The sequence below is a fragment of the Coprococcus sp. ART55/1 genome (assembly GCF_000210595.1).
GTDB lineage: Bacteria > Bacillota > Clostridia > Lachnospirales > Lachnospiraceae > Coprococcus > Coprococcus aceti.
Genome location: NC_021018.1, coordinates 1357568 through 1361668 on the forward strand (window position 1 = coordinate 1357568; position 4101 = coordinate 1361668).

The 4101-nt window shown below is 40.6% G+C and carries 4 protein-coding genes; 1 reads left to right on the forward strand and 3 read right to left on the reverse strand.

All coding sequences use genetic code 11. The features are described 5' to 3' along the window. Positions 1-102: 102 nt before the first annotated feature. From CCU_RS06325 to CCU_RS06335, 3 genes are all read right to left on the reverse strand, one after another. Entirely contained in the window at positions 103-1191 is a 1089-nt protein-coding gene (locus CCU_RS06325; protein ID WP_015533995.1) for a PucR family transcriptional regulator, read from the reverse strand. 196 nt (positions 1192-1387) lie between these two features. Further along, on the reverse strand, positions 1388-2500 hold the full coding sequence (locus CCU_RS06330; RefSeq protein WP_004851294.1) for an ABC transporter ATP-binding protein: 1113 nt from the start codon (positions 2498-2500) through the stop codon (positions 1388-1390). Between the two features lie 454 nt (positions 2501-2954). After that, positions 2955-3545 carry a LytR C-terminal domain-containing protein gene (locus CCU_RS06335; protein ID WP_015533996.1) on the reverse strand — a complete coding sequence of 197 codons (591 nt, stop codon included), beginning with the start codon at positions 3543-3545 and terminating at the stop codon, positions 2955-2957. A 148-nt stretch (positions 3546-3693) separates the two neighbouring features. Here CCU_RS06335 and CCU_RS06340 point away from each other — a divergent pair. Further along, positions 3694-4101: SDR family NAD(P)-dependent oxidoreductase (locus CCU_RS06340; protein ID WP_208896048.1), on the forward strand; the 408-nt coding region annotated here is incomplete at its 3' end.

A 4101-nucleotide genomic window follows, 5' to 3' on the forward strand; every position in this document is an offset into this window, starting at 1 on the left:
GTGAATTAAAATTAATACACGATGCGGCAGTCTTCATATATCCATATGTAAGGCTGCCGCTTCTATGCAATCTATATTCCAGATAACTGTCCACCGGACATTTTAATAATCCAGTGACTCCATGTACTTCATGTACTTTACAACCATAAGAGCGATCTTGAATGTGATGGCATCCTCGAATACTCTCAGATCAAGGCCTGTGCTCTTCTGCAACTTATCAAGTCTGTATACCAGAGTATTTCTGTGGATGTACAACTGTCTTGATGTCTCTGATACGTTCAGGCTGTTCTCAAAGAACTTGTTGATAGTTGACAAAGTCTCCTCGTCAAACTCATCAGGGCTCTTGCCGTCAAATATCTCTCTGATGAACATCTTGCACAGAGGAAGTGGAAGCTGGTAAATAAGTCGCCCTATTCCAAGATTGCTGTATGCTATGATATCTGTGTTCTCATAGAATATCTTTCCAACATCCAGAGCCATCTTAGCCTCTTTGTATGAACGTGAAACTTCCTTTATCTCATTGACAATTGTTCCGAATGATACATGTACAGATGACATCGCCTCGGTATTGAGCATGTCAACGATGACCTTGGCAATCTTGTTCATGTCGTCATATGTCTCGTTGGACTTGACTTCCTTGACAAGAATGATGTTCTTCTCGTCCACAGCAGTGATGAAATCCTTTGTCTTGGCTGAGAAGATATTACGTACTGTCTCAAGTGCATTGGTATCCTTCTCATTCTTTGTCTCTATGATAAATACGATTCTTCTCACATCAGTATCTATGTGGAGCTTCTTTGCTCTGTTGTAGATATCAACCAGAAGGAGATTGTCTAAGAGAAGGTTCTTGATAAAGTTGTCCTTGTCAAATCTCTCCTTGTATGCGGCCAAAAGGTTCTGGATCTGAAATGCTGCAATCTTGCCGACCATATATGTATCATCGGTCTCGCCCTTTGCCATGAGAATATGCTCTAACTGGTTATCGTCAAACACCTTGAAGAACTGATAACCTCTTACAACCTGGCTCTCTGCCGGTGAATCAACAAATGCACGAACTGAATCCTCGCAGTCATCTATATCCTTAAGTGTTGACGCAAGCACTTTTCCCTCTGTGTCCAACACGCACAGGTCAGTTCTTGTTATACCTTTTAATCCGTCTATTGTATCCTGAAGAATCTGGTTTGATATCATTCTTTTCACTCCTTATACTCATTATACGTTTTATCCCGTAATCCATTACTCTTATTTTAAAGCAAAATTGTAGAAAAAAAAAGAGAAAATGCAGATTTTTTATATGTATTTTCTGCATTTTCTCAATTTTTCAAGAATTAAACTACTGTTTCCAGTTATCTGGAGTGTAATTGTAAGTTCTATGTGTTATCTAAGACTAGTTAACAAGGATCTCCTCTGTCTCCTTATCGAAGATATGAATCTTGCTTAAGTCAAATGCGAACTGAACTGTGTCGCCAGGTCTAGCTGTTGTACGAGCATTTACTCTTGCTGTGATATCAAACTGGTCGATTGTGAAGTATAAGTAAACCTCGGCACCAAGCATCTCGTAGATGTTGATTCTTGCATCGATTACGCTCTCTGGTGATGACTCGATGAAGAGCTGCTCATCATGAATATCCTCTGGACGGATACCAAGAACAACTTCCTTATCGATAGCATCAAGTGCGATAAGTCTCTCAGCCTTGCTGTCTGGAACCTTGATTGAATGTGAACCGAACATAAGGAGAACGTCAGCACCTGACTTAACAACCTTACAATCGATGAAGTTCATAGGTGGCATACCCATGAATCCGGCAACGAACAGGTTACATGGCTTGTCGTAGAGGTTCTGAGGTGTATCTACCTGCTGGATGATACCATCCTTCATAACTACGATTCTTGTACCAAGTGTCATAGCCTCTGTCTGGTCATGTGTTACGTAGATGATAGTTGTCTGGAGTCTCTGATGAAGCTTTGAGATCTCAACACGCATCTGTACACGAAGCTTAGCATCAAGGTTTGAAAGAGGCTCGTCCATAAGGAATACCTTTGGCTCACGGACAATTGCACGTCCCATAGCAACTCGCTGTCTCTGTCCACCTGATAAAGCCTTTGGCTTTCTGTCAAGAAGATGCTCGATATCAAGAATCTTAGCTGCCTCATGTACAGCCTTGTCGATCTTCTCCTTTGGAACCTTTCTTAACTTAAGTCCAAATGCCATGTTATCATATACTGACATATGTGGGTACAGAGCGTAGTTCTGGAATACCATCGCAATATCTCTGTCCTTTGGCTCTACATCGTTTACGAGCTTGTCGCCGATCCATAACTCACCTGAGCTGATATCCTCAAGTCCTGCTATCATTCTAAGAGTTGTTGACTTTCCACATCCTGATGGTCCAACAAAGATGATGAACTCCTTGTCTTCGATCTCAAGGTTGAAGTCCTTAACTGCGTTGAATCCGTTAGGATATACCTTGTAAATGTTCTTAAGTGATAAACTTGCCATTTGAAATTACCTCCGTAGTGTATATAATCTTGTTTTTGTTCACCCTAAAAACTATTGTTATTCTACATCATTGGCATTTTTCATTCTATGTGATTATTGCTCAAAAAAATTTTTGAACTTTTGTCTAAATTGTATACGTGCACAAATTTTGCAACATTTTGACGGTTTTCGAACCGTTTTTCCTTGGTTTAAACTTCCTTTTTTGTGAAACCTTCACCATACCCATTTATGTCAATAGAGTTTTTCGTCACGTTTTCGGTATATTTTATTACTTTTGCCTATTGTTTTTACTCATATATATACTTGACAAACCAGAAAAATGTAGAACAGCCGGCGAAATCTGTAACATTTTGTACTACAGTAAAAAAACTCTGCTGATATCGGCGTTTTCTATTCAGATATCAGCAGAGTTTTCTATATATTTTCTATATATTTTCTACATATTCTTCTATATCTAGTTGTTGGCTGCATTGTCCACACCTATTACTACGACAATGTCTGCACCTGAAATGTCGACATCTGAAGCAACAGATGAGTCAATATCTGATCTGTCAGCCGTTGCCGCTCCACCCAGAAGGCTTACAAGTCCGCTCACATCATATGAATCTGATGTGTAGATAACTGTTGTTGACTGATCTCCGTTGTCATATGTTCCTATATCTACTGATGTGTATCCATCCGCTGTGAGTGTTGTCTGCCATGTAGCTGCCACACCTGACACGCCTGATGCGTTGAGCACTACTACTTTTGCATCCTTGCCATTTCCTGCATTTGCATCCTCTGTTGAAGCGTCCTGTGAGCTGTCATCCGCTGATGTGTCTGAGCTGTCTGCAGCATCGCCTGAACCTCCAAATGTAGGATCTGACGGATCTGACTCCTCAGTCACGATGCTTGTCTTATTGCCCGTGTCCGATGCGTCTGATTTCTTGCTCTTGCTGACGGTTCGTGCAAGCAGTACGAGCATGACAACTATAGCCACTGCAAGTATGATAACCGCTGCTCTGAGCATTGTATCTAAGAATAATTTCATTACTTTCTTACCCATTATATAGCCTCCATCTCAATATAAATGTATATTCTCATTTGTTAACAAAAACAACTAGAGTATACCAAAGTGCTTTTTTATTTTCAACATTTAATTCGCATGATATACTAGAATTAAATTTTTGTTCACAAATAGCGGAGGTACAGATTTGAAAACAGCGATAATAATTGGCGCCTCGACAGGCATCGGAAGGGCGACAGCACTGGCGCTTTCAGGCAAATATAACAGCATATCTATCACTTCATTCAAACACAAAGAAGAGCTTCTCTCTCTGAGAGACGAACTTATGGCAAAAGGCTGCATCTGTTACTGTGAGACCGGAGACGCCGGGGATATGGAATTTATGGAGAAGTTTATACAAAATACCATAGATCATCTCGGCAGCGACATCGATCTCCTCATCAACAATGCCGGCATATCTTATGTGGGGCTTATAAACGATATGACCGCACAGGATTTTGACAGAACCATGAAGTCAAATGTGTACTCGGTTTTCAATAGCTGCCGACTCGTGGTTCCTCACATGATCCAGCACCACAAAGGACACATAATCAAT